We start from the raw sequence: 15,762 nt of genomic DNA on the forward strand, positions 1-15,762 counted from the left end.
GGTTCTCCGAATTCCGGATCCGTGACGGATGCCGCGGAGCGACGACGGATGCCCCGGGCCGGGCGGTCCGGGGCATCCGTCTGCCGTTCAGCCGAACTGGTTCATCGTGTTGTCCTTGCCGCCGGCCTTGAGGGCCGCGTCGCCGGCGAAGTACTCCTTGTGGTTGTCGCCGATGTCGCTTCCGGCCATGTTCTGGTGCTTCACGGTCGCGATGCCCTCGCGGATCTCGCGGCGCTGGACGCCCTTCACGTAGGCGAGCATGCCCTCGTCGCCGAAGTACCCCTTGGCCAGGCTGTCGGTCGACAGCGCCGCCGTGTGGTACGTCGGGAGGGTGATGAGGTGGTGGAAGATGCCGGCGCGCGTCGACCCGTCGCGCTGGAACGTTCGGATCTTCTCGTCGGCCAGTCGCGCCAGCTCGGTGTCGTCGTACTCGACGCTCATCAGGTCGCCGCGGTCGTACGCCGACATGTCCTCGCCCCGCTCCGCGAGCAGGTCGTACGCCTGCTGACGGAAGTTGAGGGTCCAGTTGAACGACGGGCTGTTGTTGTAGACGAGCTTCGCGTCGGGGACGACCTCGCGGATGCGGTCGACCATGCCGGCGATCTGCTCGACGTGCGGCTTCTCGGTCTCGATCCACAGCAGGTCCGCGCCGTTCTGCAGCGACGTGATGCAGTCCAGGACGACGCGGTCCTCGCCCGTGCCGGGGCGGAACTGGTACAGGTTGCTGGCCAGGCGCTTCGGCCGCAGCAGCCTTCCCTCCCGCCGGATGATGACGTCGCCGTCGCTCAGCTCCGCCTCCGAGATCTCCTCGACGTCGAGGAACGCGTTGTACCGGTCGCCGAGGTCGCCGGGCCGGCTCGAGACGGCGAGCTTCTGCGTGAGCCCGGCGCCGAGCGAGTCGGTGCGGGCGACGATGATGCCGTTGTCGATGCCGAGCTCGAGGAACGCGTAGCGGACGGCGTTGATCTTCGCGAGGAAGTCCTCGTGGGGGACGGTGACCTTGCCGTCCTGGTGGCCGCACTGCTTCTCGTCCGAGACCTGGTTCTCGATCTGGATGGCGCAGGCGCCCGCCTCGATCATCTTCTTGGCGAGCAGGTAGGTGGCCTCGGGATTGCCGAAGCCCGCGTCGATGTCGGCGATGATCGGCACCACGTGGGTCTCGTGGTTGTCGATCTGGGACTGGATGAACTCGACCGCGGTCTCGTCACCCGCGCGGCGCGCCTCGTCGAGCTGCGTGAAGAGCAGGTCCAGCTCGCGGGCGTCGGCCTGACGCAGGAACGTGTAGAGCTCCTCGATGAGGGCCGGCACCGCCGTCTTCTCGTGCATCGACTGGTCGGGCAGGGGCCCGAACTCCGAGCGGAGCGCGGCGACCATCCAGCCGGACAGGTACAGGTAGCGCTTGTTCGTGCTCTTCAGGTGCTTCTTGATCGAGATGAGCTTCTGCTGCCCGATGAAGCCGTGCCAGACGCCGAGCGACTGGGTGTAGACCGACGAGTCGGCGTCGTAGTCGGCCATGTCTCGGCGCATGATGTCGGCGGTGTACTGGGCGATCGCAAGGCCCGTCCGGAAGCGGTTCTGCGCCCGCATGCGGGCCACATGCTCGGGGTTGATGGCCTCCCAGCCGGAGCCGTGCTGCTCCTTGAGCGCCTGGATGGCTTCGATGTCGTCTTGGTACGCGGTCATGTCAGTTCCTTGGGTGGTGGTGTGGGTGTCGCGGGGACGGATGCCGCGTCACTCGGTCTCGACGAGGAAGCGCGAGTACGCGGGCAGCGTCAGGAACGCCGGGAAGTCCCGGCCGAGGGCGACGTCGCGGAAGATCTCGGCCGCGTCGTCGAAGCGGTCTCCGTCGCGGCGGTCCACCTCGCCGAGCACCTGTGCGATCAGGCCCTCGACGTGCTCGCGGGTGATCGGGGTGCCGTCCTCGGTCGTGCGGTCCTGATGGATCCACTGCCACACCTGCGAGCGCGAGATCTCGGCAGTGGCCGCATCTTCCATGAGGTTGTCGATCGCGACGGCGCCCAGGCCCCGCAGCCACGCCTCGATGTAGCGGATGGCCACCGAGACGTTGCCGTGCACGCCGGCGCTCGTGATCGGGCGGCCGATGTGGACGTCGATCAGGTCGGCGGCCCGCACCTCCACCTCGGGGCGCTGACGGTCGAGCTGGTTGGGCCGGTCGCCCAGCACCGCGTCGAACTCGGCGCGCGCCACCGGGATGAGGTCGGGGTGCGCCACCCACGTGCCGTCGAAGCCGTCACCGGCCTCGCGCTTCTTGTCGGCGGCGACCTTCTCGAATGCGCGCTCGGTCACCTCGGGATCACGGCGGTTCGGGATGAAGGCGCTCATGCCGCCGATCGCGAAGGCGCCGCGCTTGTGGCACGTCTGCACGAGCAGCTCGGTGTAGGCCCGCATGAACGGCACCGTCATCGTGACCTCGCTGCGGTCCGGCAGCACGAAGCGCGCGCCGCGGCCGCGGTAGTTCTTGATGATCGAGAAGATGTAGTCCCAGCGGCCGGCGTTCAGGCCCGCGCAGTGGTCGCGCAGCTCGAAGAGGATCTCCTCCATCTCGAACGCGGCCGGCAGCGTCTCGATGAGCACCGTCGCGCGGATGGTGCCGTGCGGGATGCCCACGTACTGCTCGCTGAACGTGAACACGTCGTCCCACAGCTTCGCCTCTTCGCTCGACTCGAGCTTGGCGATGTAGAAGTACGGCCCGCGGCCGTTCGCGATGAGCTGCTTCGCGTTGTGGAAGAAGTACAGCCCGAAGTCCACCAGCGACCCCGACGCGGCCATCTCGCGGCCGGCGCGGTCGGTGAAGCGGAGGTGCTGCTCGGGCAGGTGCCACCCGCGCGGTCGCATCACGATCGTCGGGGTCTCGGTCGCGGTCACCTCGTACCGCTTGCCCTCCGGGCTGGTGAACGAGAGCTCGCCGCGGATCGCGTCGCGCAGGCTCAGCTGCCCCTCGATCACGTTCTTCCACGTCGGGCTGGTGGCGTCCTCCTGGTCGGCGAGCCACACCTTCGCGCCCGAGTTCAGCGCATTGATGGTCATCTTGGGGTCGGTCGGGCCGGTGATTTCGACGCGGCGGTCCTCGAGCCCGGGGCCCGCGCCGGCGACCTTCCACTGCGCGTCCTCACGGATGTGCCGGGTCTCGTCGCGGAACTGCGGGTCGTGGCCGTTGCCGATCTCGAACCGGCGGCGCATGCGGTCGGCGAGCCGGTCGTGCCGGCGGGCGCCGAAGCGGTGGTGCAGTTCGGTGAGGAACGCCAGAGCCGCGGGGGTCAGGATCTCGTCGTAGCGGGGGCCGAGGCGCCCGGCGATCTCGATCGAGGGCTCGTGCGTCTGGGTGGGGATCGGTCCGGTGCGCGTACGCATCGGGGTGGCGGTTGCAGGTGTCATGGTCCCTGTCTTCCTGTGAGCAGTGCGTGGAGAGTGGGATGCCTCGATCCGGCGTGTGGGCCGGATTCGCGGTTGCCCCTGATCTGCGTTCTGGGCCGATCGGCGGTATGTCGTGAGACCACTCTGCGGTGAAGTTCGGGGAACTACCCGACGAATCGGGCTGTGAAGTTTGCGTCTATTTCTGTTTTCGTGACAGAATCGGGCCCATGACGACGACGCTGACCAGGGATGCCGCCGCAGAAGTCCCCGACGATGGCGGGGTGGACCCGCTCACCATCGGCCGCCGCATCCGGCAGCTGCGCACCGACCGCGGCATGACGCTGGAGGAGCTCGCCGCGGCCGTGGACCGCGCGCCGAGCCAGCTGTCGATGATCGAGAACGGGCGCCGCGAGCCGAAGCTGACGCTGTTGCAGGCGATCGCCCGCGCGCTGGGCTCGTCGATCGAGGCGATCCTCGAGTCGGAGCCGCTGGACGAGCGCGCAACGCTCGAGATCTCCCTCGAACGCGCCATGCGCGGCCAGACGTTCCAGGCGCTGGGGATCCCGCCTTTCCGTATCGGCAAGGCGGTGCCGACCGAGGCGCTGAAGGCGATGCTGGCCCTGCAGGGCGAGATCGAGCGTCTCCGCGACGAGCGGGCCGCGACGCCGGAGGAGGCCCGGCGGGCGAACGTGGCGCTGCGGCGGCTGATGCGCACGCAGAACAACTACTTCCCCGAGCTGGAGATCGAGGCGCGCCGGCTCCTCGATGCCGTCGACCACCCGGGGGGTCCGCTGACGCAGCGCACGGCATCCGACATCGCCGCCCACCTCGGCTTCACTCTCCACTACGTGCCCGACCTGCCGCAGACGACGCGCTCGGTCGCCGACATCAAGAACGGCCGCCTTTACCTCTCCAGCCGGGTCACGGCCAAGGGAGACCCCCGCACCGCACTGCTGCAGGCGCTGTCGAGCCGCATCCTCGGCCACCGCGAGCCGACGTCGTACGCGGAGTTCCTCCGTCAGCGCGTCGAGACGAACTACCTCACCGGGGCGCTGCTCATCCCCGAGGCCCATGTCGTGCCGTTCTTGCAGGAGGCCAAGAAGGACCGCGCGATCTCGATCGAGGACCTCCGCGACGCGTACTCGGTCTCGTACGAGACGGCTGCGCACCGCTTCACGAACCTGGCGACCGTGCACCTCGGCATCCTGGTGCACTTCCTCAAGGTGCATGAGTCGGGCACCATCACCAAGGCGTACGAGAACGACGACGTCAACTTCCCCACGGACCGCCTCGGCGCGATCGAGGGCCAGATGTGCTGCCGCAAGTGGACGTCGCGAGTCGTCTTCGACGTCGACGACCACTTCAACCCGTACTACCAGTACACCGACACGGGCAACGGTACGTACTGGTGCACCGCGCGCGTGGAGCTGTCGAGCGAGGGCGCCCACTCGGTGTCGGTGGGTGTGCGGTTCGACGACACCCGGTGGTTCCTCGGCCGCGACACGACGAACCGTGGGGTGTCGAAGCACTCCGTCGAGGTCTGCTGCCGCCGGGCCCCTGCCGACCTCGAGGCGGCCTGGCGCGAACAGTCGTGGCCGAACGTGCGGACACCGAGAACCCTCCTGGCCACCCTGCCGACGGGGGCGTTCCCCGGGGTCGACACGACCGACGTCTACGAGTTCCTCGAGGCGCACGCGCCGCGCTGATCGTCAGTGCCGGCCGGCGACCCAGCCGGCGACGTGAGCCGGCCACGCGGTGCGCGGCGACGACCGCGCGTCCTCGACCCGGTCCGCCACCCGGTACGCCGTGTAGATCGCGTGCACCGCGACCCACCGCAGCGGCTCGACCTCCCAGCGCCGGGCATGGTGCCCGACCCACGGCAGCCGGGTGAGCTCGGTGTCGCGCGCGAGCACGAGGTCGGCCAGCGTGCGGCCGGCGAGGTTCGTCGCCGTCACACCGGTGCCGACGTAGCCGCCCGCCCAGCCCAGGCCGGTCGCCGGGTCATGCGCGACGGAGGCCGTCCAGTCCCGCGGGACGCCGAGCACGCCCGCCCAGGCGTGCGCGATCGGCACGTCCGCGGCATCCGGGAAGAACCGCCGCAGCAGCCGGGTGAGCGAGCTGATCGTGCGCTCCTGGGTGCGCCCGTCCGTGTCGACCCGCGAGCCGTAGCGGTACGGGACGCCTCTGCCGCCGAACGCGATGCGGTCGTCGGCGGTGCGCTGGGCGTACATGTAGACGTGGGCGAAGTCGCCGAGCGTCTCACGGCCCTCCCAGCCGATCCGCGCCCACACCGCAGCGGGGATCGGATCGGTCACGATCATCGACGAGTTCATCGGGAGCACCGCGCGGTGGTGCCCTCGCAGGTCGGGCGTGAACCCCTCGGTCGCACGCAGGACGTGTGCCGCCCGCACCGTGCCGCGGTCGGTCACCGCGCGGCCCGGCGTGATCTCGGTCACGCGCGTGTCCTCGAAGACGGTCACGCCCAGGCGCTCGACGGCCTCGGCGAGCCCGGCGGCCAGCTTCACGGGGTGCACGCGGGCGCAGTGCGGATGCCAGGCGGCCCCGAGCGCGCCGTCGATGCGGAGACGGGATGCCGTGGCCGCGGCATCCCACTCCTCGATGTCGGTGTGGGGCCACGAGCGATCGTGCGCGACGGCGGCCCGCAGGCGGGCGAGCTGCGCGGCGGAGCGGGCGACGTTCAGCTCGCCGCCCTTCGCGATGTCGGCCTCGATGCCCTCGCGCTGCGCGACGCCGATGACCTCGTCGACGGTCTGGTTGAGCGCCCGCTGCTGCGCGATGGCCGCGTCGCGGCCGTGCGAGGCCGCGAACGCGTCGCGGCCGCCCGTGACGGTGTTCGTGAGCCATCCGCCGTTGCGGCCGGACGCCCCGAACCCGGCGAAGCGCTGCTCGAGCACGACCACCCGCAGGTCGGGCTGGGCGCGCTTGAGGTAGTAGGCGGTCCACAGGCCGGTGTAGCCCGCGCCGACGATCGCCACGTCGGCCTGCAGGTCGCCGTTCAGCGGCGGTCGCGGGGCAGGAGTCCCGCCGGCGCTGCGCCACCACCACGACACGTCGCCGTTGCGGATGTCATCGAGGTCTCGGGTCGGCGGCACGCGCACAGGCTACCGCCGCCGTCCGCGCACGCCGGCGCCGAGGGGTCGTCGATCCGTCCGATTCGCGGCGTCCACCCGTATCCGGTGTACGGCGCGCGACCGCCGCATGGTGCGAGCGCTCAGTCCTCCAGCGCGCGCAGCGCGGCCCACAGCTCCGCGCGCGTCGCGAACGACGTCAGATCGCGCCCGAGGACCCGTTCGATGAGCGCCAGGCGGGTGCGCACGGTGTGGCGATGCACGCCGAGGGATCGAGCGGATGCCTCGTGCGAGCAGTCCTCGTCGAGCCACACCCACAGCGTCTCGAGGAGTCGGGTGCCCTGCGCCGCGTCGTGATCCACGAGGGGAGCGAGCTCGGCCCGTGCGAGGGCTCGCGCCTCATCCCCGAGGGCGGACAGGACGCCCGCGCCCGACACGTCGGCGAACGCCGTCACGGGGGCGAGACCGCGATCCCGCGCGACCCGTGCCTGGCCCACCGCCGCGGCGAACCCGTCGTAGCCGGTCGGGTCCGAGAGTCCCACCCGCACGTCGAAGCGGTCGGCGAGCTCGTCCACGGCCGAGCGGTCGTCCGACGGGACCACGAGCACGATGCCGTCGTCGCCGCGGCCGAAGAACAGCGCGCCGCGCCGCTCCTCCGCCCACAGCTCGAGCAGCTCGGCGATGCCGTCGACGCGCAGGGCGGAGGCATCCGTCAGTCCGACCATGACCGGCGCGGACGGCAGCGGCCCCCACAGCTCGCGCGACGTCCGCCGGGCGAGGCCGGGGTCGCCGGTCATGAGCGACTGCGCGAGCCCCGCGCGCAGCGCCGATCGCGCCCGCGCCAGGCCCTGCTGCTGCTCGAGCGCCAGGCCGGCCATCGCGATGACGGCTGTCACGACGACGCGTCCCTCCTGGTCGAGGTCTCCCGCGGCGATCGCGATCACGCCGCGGAGGTGCCCGCCGCGCCCGAGCGTCTGGAGCGTGAACGGGGTCTGGCCGATGTGCAGGGACGATCCCGCGCGCGCCCCGCGGTGGAGAACGCCCGTCACCTCGCGTTGCAGCGCGGCCGCCGTGTCGTGGCCGAGACTCCCGGCCGGGTGCTCGCGCGACAGCTCTCCGGCCGCGTCGAACATGCCCACCCAGGTGTCGAGCTGCTTGGCGAGCTCCGCCACCGTCGCCCCGAGGCCGTCCGGCCGGAGCGCGGCGAGCGCGATCGCCCGCTGAGCGGCCAGCGCCCAGCTGCGCCGGGCATACGCCTCGGCCGCGATCGCCTCGGCGTTCGCCCGCGCCACGGCGATGAACGGCGTGCGGTAGGGGACCTCGAACAGGGGCATCCGCTCATCCGTGCACGCGTCGACGAGCGCCGGTGGGATGCCGGCGCGCACGACCTCGGTGCCGAAGCCGAGACCGACCACGCCCCGCGCCGAGAGGCGGCGCACGTACGCGCGGTACACCTCGGCCGCGTCCGCGCCGCCGTCGTCGCCGTGGGGGAACTGGGTCCCGGTCGTGAGCAGCACGAGCCCCTCGGAGAGGAACGGTGTCGGGTCGGCGAGATCCGAGCTGTGCACCCATCGGATCGCTCGGTCCAGGGCCGCCGGATCGACGTCGTCGATCGCCAGTGACAGCTGCAGATCTCTGCGTGCGAGCAGTGCGCGCAGCGTGGGGGCGTCGGCGTCCATGATGCTCCGAGTGTACGTTTCGTACAGCGGTCCATCGAGAATGTACGGCCGGGAAGGTGCGGCGTCGGAAACGGCCGACATACGCTCCCCTCCATGAGCAGCGCAGCCGACACCCTCACCGAAACGCCCCTCGGCGGTCCCACCCTGCCTCAGCAGCGACGCCTCGTCACGAGCATCCCGGGTCCCCGGTCGCAGGAGCTGCTCGACCGCAAGGCGGGCGCCGTGGCCGCCGGTGTCGGCCACACCGCACCGGTGCACGCCGTGGCTGCCGGCGGCGGCGTCATCGTCGACGCCGACGGCAACTCGCTCATCGACCTGGGCTCGGGCATCGCCGTCACCACCATCGGCAACGCGCATCCGAAGGTCGTGAAGGCCGTTCAGGAGCAGGTCGCGCAGTTCACCCACACGTGCTTCATGATCGCGCCGTACGACTCGTATGTGTCGGTCGCCGAGGCGCTCAACCGGATCACCCCCGGCGACCACGCCAAGAAGAGCGCGCTGTTCAACTCGGGCGCCGAGGCGGTGGAGAACGCGGTCAAGATCGCCCGCAAGTACACCGGCAAGCCCGCTGTCGTGGCGTTCGACCACGGCTATCACGGCCGCACCAACCTCACGATGGCGCTGACGGCGAAGTCGATGCCGTACAAGCACGGCTTCGGTCCCTTCGCCTCGGAGATCTACCGCGCACCGCTGTCGTACCCGTACCGCGACGGACTGAGCGGTGCCGAGGCGGCGAAGAAGGCCATCTCGCTCATCGAGAAGCAGGTCGGCGCCGACAACCTCGCCGCGGTGATCATCGAGCCCATCCAGGGCGAGGGCGGCTTCATCGTTCCGGCGGACGGGTTCCTCCCCGCCATCGTCGACTGGTGCCGCGCCAACGGCGTCGTCTTCATCGCCGACGAGATCCAGACCGGCTTCGCCCGCACCGGCCGCATGTTCGCCAGCGAGGTGTTCGGCATCGTCCCCGACCTCATCACCACCGCCAAGGGCATCGCGGGCGGCCTGCCGCTGGCTGCGGTCACCGGCCGGGCCGAGATCATGGACGCGTCGCACGCCGGCGGCCTCGGCGGAACCTACGGCGGGAACCCGATCGCGTGCGCCGCGGCCCTGGCCGCCATCGACGTCTTCGAGAACGACGGGATGCTCGAGCGCGCCCGCGAGATCGAGGCCGTCCTCACCGAACGGCTGCGCGGGCTGCAGGCCGCCGACCCGCGCGTGGGAGACGTGCGCGGGCACGGCGCGATGATCGCCGCCGAGTTCGTGGATCCCGCGACCGGAGAGCCGGATGCCGCGCTCACCGCCGCGGTCGCGAAGGCCTGCATCGCACAGGGCGTCATCGTGCTCACCTGCGGCACGTACGGGAACGTCATCCGCTTCCTGCCGCCGCTGTCGATCACCGACGACCTGCTCCACGAGGGCCTGGACGTCGTCGCCGCCGCACTCGCGGCTGCGTGATCCGCGGCATCCGTGTCCTGCGCTCCACGGCGCGCAGACCTGACGAAGAGAACTCGACGAAGGAGTCCGAATGACCGAGTTGAGCCGCGATGTCGTCATCGTCGGCGCCGGAGCCGCCGGCCTGACCGCCGCCAACGAGCTGAAGAAGGCAGGCCTCTCGGTCGTCGTGCTCGAGGCGCGCGACCGCGTGGGCGGGCGCCTGTGGACCGACGTCGTCGACGGGGCCATGCTCGAGATCGGCGGTCAGTGGGTCTCGCCCGATCAGGACGCGCTGAAGGAGACCCTCGCCGAGCTGGGGCTGGAGACCTACAGCCGCTACCGCGAGGGGGACTCGGTCTACATCGGCCGGGACGGCGAGCTCAAGCGCTTCACCGGCGAGATCTTCCCGGTAGCGCCCGAGACCGAGAAGGAGATCGTCCGTCTCATCGAGCTGCTCGACGGCATGGTCGCCGAGATCGATCCCGACAAGCCGTGGGAGCACCCCGACGCCGAGGAACTGGACCGCGTCTCGTTCGAGGCGTGGCTCGAAGCCCAGACCGACGACGCCGAGGCGCGCGACAACATCGCGCTCTTCATCGCCGGCGCGATGCTGACCAAGCCCGCCTATGCGTTCTCGACCCTGCAGGCCCTGCTCATGGCCGCCAGCGCCGGCAGCTTCTCGCACCTCGTGGACGCCGACTTCATCCTCGACGAGCGCGTCGTGGGCGGCCTGCAGCAGGTTCCGCTGCTGCTGGCGGAGCGGCTGGGCGACGACGTCCTGCTCGGCCAGCCCGTCAACGAGGTGCACTGGTCCGACGAGAGCGTGCGCGTCGTCACCGACCAGGGGCTCCAGGTGCGCGCCCGCTTCGTGGTGCTCGCGCACGCCCCGATCCTCTATCCGTGGATCGAGTTCCAGCCGGCCCTGCCGCGCCTGAAGCAGCAGATGCACCAGCACATCTCGATGGGCTTCGTGATCAAGGTCCACGCCGTCTACGACCGTCCCTTCTGGCGCGACCAGGGCCTGTCGGGCACCGCGTTCAGCCCGTACGAGATCTCGCACGAGGCCTACGACAACACCAACCACGGCGACGAGCGCGGCACCCTCGTCGGCTTCGTGTCGGACCGCAACGCCGACGACCTCTTCCGCGTGCCGGCCGAGGAGCGCAGGGAGCGCATCCTCGAGTCGCTGTCGCACTACTACGGCCCCGAGGCGAAGACGCCGCTCGTGTACTTCGAGAGCGACTGGGGCGCCGAGGAGTGGACCCGCGGCGCCTACGCCGCCAGCTTCGACCTCGGCGGCCTCGCCCGTTACGGCGCAGACCTGCGCACGCCGGTCGGGCCCATCCACTTCGCGTGCAGCGACATGGCCGGCGCCGGCTACCAGCACGTCGACGGCGCGATCCGCATGGGTCGCCTCGTCGCCGGCAGCATCGTCGAGGCGGCCCGCCGATGAGCGCGCGGATCGTCGTCGGCTACACCGCGACGGATGCCGGCGCCGACGCGCTCTCGCTGGGCATGCGCCTGGCCAAGGCGACGGGTGCGGTCCTGGACCTCGTCGTCGTGCTCCCCAGCGAGGAGCGGAGCGTCATCACGCCCCCCAACGCCTCGTACGACCGCTACATCCAGGAGCAGGCCGAGGGCTGGCTGGCCGACGCCTCGAACCGCGTCATCGACGGGGTCGCGCACGAGTCGCACGTCCGGCGTGCGGAGTCCTTCGCCGAGGGGCTGCTCGAGTGCGCCCACGAGTCCGGCGCCTCGCTCATCGTCGTCGGCGCGGCCAACGGCGGGCTGCGGGGCCGGCACCGCCTGGGCACCGTCGCCAGCGAGCTCCTGCACTCCGCCGACGTCCCGGTCGCACTCGCCCCCGAGGGGACGCGCAACATCGACCCCGCCGGCGGCGTCAGCCGCATCACCGCCGCCATCGGGCTGCGCCCAGGCGCCGACGTGCTGCTGGACGAGAGCATCGCACTGGCCAAGGCGACCGGCGCGGAGCTGCGCCTGGTGTCGCTGGTGGCGCTCGACCTGCCGGCGGGCCTCGCGGGCAACGAGTCGGCCGCGCAGCACGCCGACGAGGTCTACGTCCACGTGCGGGCCGCGCTACCCGAGGGCATCCACGCCGACTCCGTGGTGGCGCTCGGCGACAGCATCGAGGACGCCGTCGCCGACCTCTCGTGGGACCCCCGCGAGCTCGCGGTCGTGGGCTCAAGCCGTCTCGCGCAGCCTCGTCGGCTGTTCCTCGGCTCGACCGCGGCGAAGATGCTGCACGAGCTGACCGTACCGATGGTGGTCGTGCCCCGCACCCGCCATGAGAGCAAGAACGGAGCACAGCGATGAGCGCTGGCCAGGAATCGCGGATGCCTCTCGCCGAGGCATCCGCGCCGCTCACGGGCGGACTGTCGAAGAAGGGGCTGAGCGCCGGAACGGTCGGTCTCATCGGCGCCGTCGTCATCGGCATCTCGTGCATCGCGCCCGCCTACACCCTCACGGCGGCGCTCGGCCCGACCGTGTCGGAGGTCGGGTTCCAGGTGCCGGCGATCATCCTGCTCGGCTTCATCCCGATGCTGCTCGTCGCATTCGGCTACCGCGAGCTCAACCGCTCGATGCCCGACTCGGGCACGTCGTTCACGTGGGCGGCGCGCGCCTTCGGGCCGTGGGTGGGCTGGATGGCGGGCTGGGGGCTCGTCGCAGCCACGATCCTCGTGCTGTCGAATCTCGCCGGCATCGCCGTGGAGTTCCTCTTCCTCCTCATCGACCAGCTCGCGGGCAGTCCGGGGACCATCGCCGAGCTCGCCTTCAACCCGTTCATCAACGTCGCGGTCTGTCTGCTGTTCATGCTCGGCGCGACGTACATCTCGTACCGCGACATGCAGACCACGCAGAAGCTGCAGTACGTGCTCGTGAGCTTCCAGGTGCTGGTGCTGGTGGTCTTCTCGATCGCGGCGTTCGTGCACGTCGCGAACGGCACCGCCTTCGACGCGAGTCCCGTCGAGGCATCCTGGTTCAACCCGCTCGTCGTGACGCCGCCGCTCGCGATCGTCGCGGGCCTGTCGCTGTCGATCTTCATCTTCTGGGGGTGGGACGTCACCCTCACCATGAACGAGGAGACCCGCAACCCCGAGAAGACCCCGGGCCGCGCGGCCACCGTCACCGTGGTCACCATCGTCACGCTGTACCTGCTGATCTCGGTGGCGCTGCTGGCGTTCGCGGGAACGGGAGAGGAGGGCCTCGGGCTCGGGAACCCCGACATCCAGGCGAACGTCTTCTTCTACCTGTCGGGCCCGATCCTGGGGCCGCTGGCGTTCCTGGTGTCGCTGGCCGTGCTCACGAGCTCGGCGTCGTCGCTGCAGTCGACGTTCGTAGGCCCCGCGCGAACGCTTCTCGCCATGGGGCACTACGGGGCGCTGCCGCCGGCGTTCGCGAAGGTCTCGCCGCGCTTCTTCACGCCCGGCTACGCCACCATCGTCTCCGCCGTCGTCGCGTCGGTGTTCTACGCCGTGATGCGGTTCATCAACGAGAACGTGCTGTGGGACACGATCACGACGCTCGGCATGATGATCTGCTTCTACTACGGCATCACCGCGTTCGCGTGCGTCTGGTACTTCCGCAGGCAGTGGTTCGACTCGGCGCGCACCTTCTTCTTCACCCTGCTGTTCCCTCTGGTAGGCGGCGTCATCCTCGTCGCCCTGTTCGTGATCACCCTCGTCGAGAGCCTCGACCCGGCGTACGGCAGCGGCACCGAGTGGTTCGGCCTCGGCAGCGTCTTCGTGCTCGGCGTGCTGATCATCGGTCTCGGCATCGTGATCATGATCTGGCAGGCGATCAAGCGTCCGGCGTTCTTCCGCGGTGAGACACTCGGTATCGACGCGCCCGAAAGCCTTCGACGCGCCCGCCGCTGACGGGCAGACTGTCCCCAATCCATCCGATCGGAGAGGAAGCATGACCGACTACGCCGTCGTCAACCCGGCCACGGGAGAGACCCTGGCCACCTATCCCACCATCACCGACGAGGCCCTGGAGGCAGCGATCGCGAAGGCGGATGCCGCGTACCGCACGTGGCGCGACGTGCCCGTCGCCGAGCGCGCGGCGCGCATCCGCAAGGTCGCCGAGCTTCACCGCGAGCGCCGCGACGAGCTGGCGGCGATCATCGTGCGCGAGATGGGCAAGCCGCTGTCGGCCGCGCTGGGCGAAGTGGACTTCGCCGCCGACATCACGGAGTACTACGCCGACAACGCCGAGACGATCACGGCCGACCAGCCGATCGACATCCTCGGCGAGGGCACCGCGGTCATCCGCCGCAGCCCGCTCGGGGCGCTCCTGGGCATCATGCCGTGGAACTTCCCCTACTATCAGGTCGCCCGCTTCGCAGCGCCCAACGTGGTGCTGGGGAACACGATCCTCCTCAAGCACGCACCGCAGTGCCCCGAGTCGGCCGCGGCCATCGAGCGGATGTACGCGGATGCCGGGCTCGGCGAGGGCGTCTACACGAACGTGTACGCCACCAACGACCAGGCGGCCGCCATCATCGCCGACCGGCGGGTGCAGGGCGTCTCGGTGACCGGCTCGGAGCGGGCGGGGTCCGCCGTGGCGGCGCTGGCCGGACAGAACCTGAAGAAGGTCGCGCTCGAGCTCGGCGGATCCGACCCGTTCATCGTGCTGTCCACCGACGACCTGGACGCGACGGTCGCCGCCGCCGTCGAGGCACGCATGGACAACAACGGCCAGTCGTGCAACGCCCCCAAGCGCTTCATCGTGCAGGAGGGCCTCTACGACGCCTTCCTCGAGAAGTTCACCGAGGCGATGACCGCGTCGAAGATGGGCGACCCGTTCGCCGACGACACCGTCCTCGGTCCGCTGTCGTCGCTGGCGGCCGCCGAGCGCCTTCAGGAGCAGGTCGACCGGGCGGTGGCGCAGGGGGCGCGGCTCGTGGCCGGCGGCACACGTGACGGCGCGTTCTACGAGCCGACGGTGCTCACCGACGTCACGCCCGAGATGGACGTGTACCGCGAGGAGCTGTTCGGGCCGGCGGGGGTCGTGTACAAGGTCGCGGACGAGGACGAGGCGGTCAAGGTGGCCAACGACACCAGCTTCGGCCTCGGGTCGTACGTCTACACGACCGATCCCGAGCAGGCTCAGCGCATCGCGGACAGGATCGACGCCGGCATGGTCTACGTCAACATCGTGCTCGCCGACTCGCCCGAGCTGCCCTTCGGCGGTGTGAAGCGCTCCGGCACCGGCCGTGAGATGGGGCTGCTGGCCGCGGACGAGTTCGTCAACAAGAAGCTCATCCGAGTCGCCCCCTGACGCCGCGACCTCCCCGCGCCACCCCTGGACGGCGGGACCGCCATCCGGGGGTGTCGCCGCGACCTCGGAAACGCGAGGATAAGGGCATGGCAGAGACAACCGACCCCGTCGTCGCACTCGCCGACGAGCAGTGCTGGGAGCGCCTGCGCACCCAGGAGCTCGGCCGGCTCGTCACTCGAGTGGGCGACGTGCTGGACATCTTCCCGGTGAACTACGTCGTCGACGGTCAGGGTGTGCTGTTCCGCACCGCGCAGGGCAGCAAGCTCTTCGAGCTCACCGTGAACGACGAGGTGCTGTTCGAGGTGGACGACCACACCGACGCCGAGGCGTGGAGCGTCATCGTGCGGGGTCACGCGCATCCGCTGGACCGCTCCGCGGACGTGGAGCGCGCCGACGGCCTGGGTCTTCGGCCCTGGATCCCCACCCTCAAGTACACGTACGTCCGCGTCGAGGCGACGTCGATCTCGGGCCGCGCGTTCCGGCGCGGTCCCGAGCCCGACCGCTACGGCGTGCAGCAGTACTGACGCTGTCGCACCATGCCCGGGACACACCTGCGGAGGGGCCCCGGTTCGCGGGCTCCGCGGGCATGCCGTACACTTGATGGTGCAGTTGAATTCTGCATTCTTTCGGTGTGCCCGCCGGTCGGGTACGCATCCTCAAGCCGCGGTGAGAGGGGAAGAGTGCGGGCTTCACGAGACCTCCGGGTCTCTAGGGCGGTAGCTCAATTGGCAGAGCAGCGGTCTCCAAAACCGCAGGTTGCAGGTTCGATTCCTGTCCGCCCTGCGCATCAGCGCAACACCGGTGACATGGCTCCGGTCGAACACAACACCCTGCGTTGACATGTAATGTGCGGCCGACCCGCGTCGGCTCACGGAAGGTAATCA

At 70.3% G+C, this 15,762-nt stretch carries 11 protein-coding genes and 1 tRNA gene; 8 read left to right on the plus strand and 4 right to left on the minus strand.

Annotated features, from left to right (window positions below; translation table 11 throughout):
- Nucleotides 1-87 precede the first annotated feature (87 nt).
- A complete protein-coding gene (locus tag ACZBH1_RS10825) occupies nt 88-1,683 on the minus strand; it encodes an isocitrate lyase (RefSeq protein WP_378883399.1) in 1,596 nt (531 codons plus the stop codon).
- Between the two features lie 48 nt (nt 1,684-1,731).
- Complete coding sequence (gene aceB, locus ACZBH1_RS10830) at nt 1,732-3,372, minus strand: malate synthase A (protein WP_463646679.1); 1,641 nt, start codon at nt 3,370-3,372, stop codon at nt 1,732-1,734.
- 230 nt (nt 3,373-3,602) lie between these two features.
- Between aceB and ACZBH1_RS10835 the strand changes: the two genes are divergently transcribed.
- Nucleotides 3,603-5,081, plus strand: coding sequence for a helix-turn-helix domain-containing protein (locus ACZBH1_RS10835; protein ID WP_463646375.1), 1,479 nt, complete (start codon nt 3,603-3,605; stop codon nt 5,079-5,081).
- Nucleotides 5,082-5,084: 3 nt separating this feature from the next.
- On the opposite strand, the gene ACZBH1_RS10840 is transcribed toward ACZBH1_RS10835, so the two are convergent.
- Both ACZBH1_RS10840 and ACZBH1_RS10845 read right to left on the minus strand, forming a co-directional pair.
- Nucleotides 5,085-6,488, minus strand: a complete 1,404-nt coding sequence (locus ACZBH1_RS10840) for an NAD(P)/FAD-dependent oxidoreductase (protein WP_463646376.1) — start codon at nt 6,486-6,488, stop codon at nt 5,085-5,087.
- Between the two features lie 119 nt (nt 6,489-6,607).
- Nucleotides 6,608-8,143: a PucR family transcriptional regulator gene (locus tag ACZBH1_RS10845; RefSeq protein WP_463646377.1), complete on the minus strand. Its 1,536-nt coding sequence runs from the start codon at nt 8,141-8,143 to the stop codon at nt 6,608-6,610.
- Between the two features lie 93 nt (nt 8,144-8,236).
- On the opposite strand from ACZBH1_RS10845, the gene gabT reads away from it, so the two are divergent.
- From gabT to ACZBH1_RS10880, 7 genes are all read left to right on the plus strand, one after another.
- Entirely contained in the window at nt 8,237-9,598 is a 1,362-nt protein-coding gene (gene gabT, locus ACZBH1_RS10850; protein WP_336394853.1) for a 4-aminobutyrate--2-oxoglutarate transaminase, read from the plus strand.
- 70 nt (nt 9,599-9,668) lie between these two features.
- Complete coding sequence (locus ACZBH1_RS10855; protein WP_336394854.1) at nt 9,669-11,030, plus strand: flavin monoamine oxidase family protein; 1,362 nt, start codon at nt 9,669-9,671, stop codon at nt 11,028-11,030.
- Nucleotides 11,027-11,911, plus strand: coding sequence for a universal stress protein (locus ACZBH1_RS10860; RefSeq protein WP_463646378.1), 885 nt, complete (start codon nt 11,027-11,029; stop codon nt 11,909-11,911). Before ACZBH1_RS10855 ends, ACZBH1_RS10860 begins: the two co-directional genes overlap by 4 nt.
- A gap of 20 nt (nt 11,912-11,931) precedes the next feature.
- On the plus strand, nt 11,932-13,473 hold the full coding sequence (locus tag ACZBH1_RS10865; RefSeq protein WP_452324624.1) for an APC family permease: 1,542 nt from the start codon (nt 11,932-11,934) through the stop codon (nt 13,471-13,473).
- A gap of 40 nt (nt 13,474-13,513) precedes the next feature.
- The gene (locus tag ACZBH1_RS10870; RefSeq protein WP_463646379.1) at nt 13,514-14,878 is read left to right on the plus strand and encodes an NAD-dependent succinate-semialdehyde dehydrogenase; all 1,365 of its coding nucleotides are present in this window, start codon (nt 13,514-13,516) and stop codon (nt 14,876-14,878) included.
- Between the two features lie 86 nt (nt 14,879-14,964).
- Entirely contained in the window at nt 14,965-15,402 is a 438-nt protein-coding gene (locus tag ACZBH1_RS10875; protein WP_336394858.1) for a pyridoxamine 5'-phosphate oxidase family protein, read from the plus strand.
- Nucleotides 15,403-15,588: 186 nt separating this feature from the next.
- Nucleotides 15,589-15,661, plus strand: a tRNA-Trp gene (locus ACZBH1_RS10880).
- Nucleotides 15,662-15,762 lie beyond the last annotated feature (101 nt).

This window comes from Microbacterium sp. ZXT2-5, from assembly GCF_055329545.1.

Coding starts and splice junctions, on each gene's coding strand:
- aceB (WP_463646679.1), bottom strand. CDS start 3,372: ATGCGTACGCGCACCGGACCGATCCCCACCCAGACGCACGAGCCCTCG.
- ACZBH1_RS10860 (WP_463646378.1), top strand. CDS start 11,027: ATGAGCGCGCGGATCGTCGTCGGCTACACCGCGACGGATGCCGGCGCC.
- ACZBH1_RS10845 (WP_463646377.1), bottom strand. CDS start 8,143: ATGGACGCCGACGCCCCCACGCTGCGCGCACTGCTCGCACGCAGAGAT.
- ACZBH1_RS10870 (WP_463646379.1), top strand. CDS start 13,514: ATGACCGACTACGCCGTCGTCAACCCGGCCACGGGAGAGACCCTGGCC.
- gabT (WP_336394853.1), top strand. CDS start 8,237: ATGAGCAGCGCAGCCGACACCCTCACCGAAACGCCCCTCGGCGGTCCC.
- ACZBH1_RS10865 (WP_452324624.1), top strand. CDS start 11,932: ATGCCTCTCGCCGAGGCATCCGCGCCGCTCACGGGCGGACTGTCGAAG.
- ACZBH1_RS10875 (WP_336394858.1), top strand. CDS start 14,965: ATGGCAGAGACAACCGACCCCGTCGTCGCACTCGCCGACGAGCAGTGC.
- ACZBH1_RS10835 (WP_463646375.1), top strand. CDS start 3,603: ATGACGACGACGCTGACCAGGGATGCCGCCGCAGAAGTCCCCGACGAT.
- ACZBH1_RS10825 (WP_378883399.1), bottom strand. CDS start 1,683: ATGACCGCGTACCAAGACGACATCGAAGCCATCCAGGCGCTCAAGGAG.
- ACZBH1_RS10855 (WP_336394854.1), top strand. CDS start 9,669: ATGACCGAGTTGAGCCGCGATGTCGTCATCGTCGGCGCCGGAGCCGCC.